This window comes from Erysipelatoclostridium sp. An15, assembly GCF_002160675.1.
Classification (GTDB): domain Bacteria; phylum Bacillota_I; class Bacilli_A; order Erysipelotrichales; family Coprobacillaceae; genus Thomasclavelia; species Thomasclavelia merdavium.
On the sequence record NZ_NFLA01000120.1, the window covers coordinates 1 to 608 of the forward strand.

1 protein-coding gene is annotated in these 608 nt (G+C 42.3%); it reads right to left on the minus strand.

The features are described from left to right. On the minus strand, positions 1–608 hold a 608-nt coding region (locus tag B5E92_RS15300), incomplete at both ends, for an integrase DNA-binding domain-containing protein (RefSeq protein WP_204245299.1).

Consider the following 608-nt stretch of genomic DNA (forward strand, 5'->3'; position numbering starts at 1 on the left):
TCATAATACTTGCTGTACGTCTTGTCCTGTTCCATAAAGGCAAGCATTTTTTCTTCCTGCTCTGGCGTGAGAATGACTTTAGGCTCTGAATTATCTTCCAGAACGTCACTCAATTTGAAGTTGAAAGGATTTTTTCTGATACAGTCGTCCTCAATCGCCATATAGAATGACGCTTTCAGAGAACGCTTGTAATTGCTAATCGTCTTGTAGGAAAAGCCATTCTCATACATTCGCATAGCCCATTCCTTACCGTCCGATAACTTCACCGTATCAATGCTCCTTGCACCCAGAGGGTCGTTTTCCAGAATTTTCATAAGGTACTGGCGACCTTTTTCTGTGTTGCGTTTCACATTTTTTCTCTGGCTGTTCTTCTTTGCGTAGAGCTGGCAGACTGTCATTTTCCCGCCTATGGTATTGAGACCGTCGGCAAGGTCTTTCTTAATCTGCTTTTCTTTTTCTCTCAACGACAAATCTTCACGTTTCCCAGCAGGTGTCTTGTCTGTCGGAACAAGTTTCCAAGCATACTTAAACTGTGGTTTCCCGTATATATCGGTATATTTGTAAACGTATCTTCCGTCTTTTCTCTGGCTCTCTCCAAGTCGTAAATT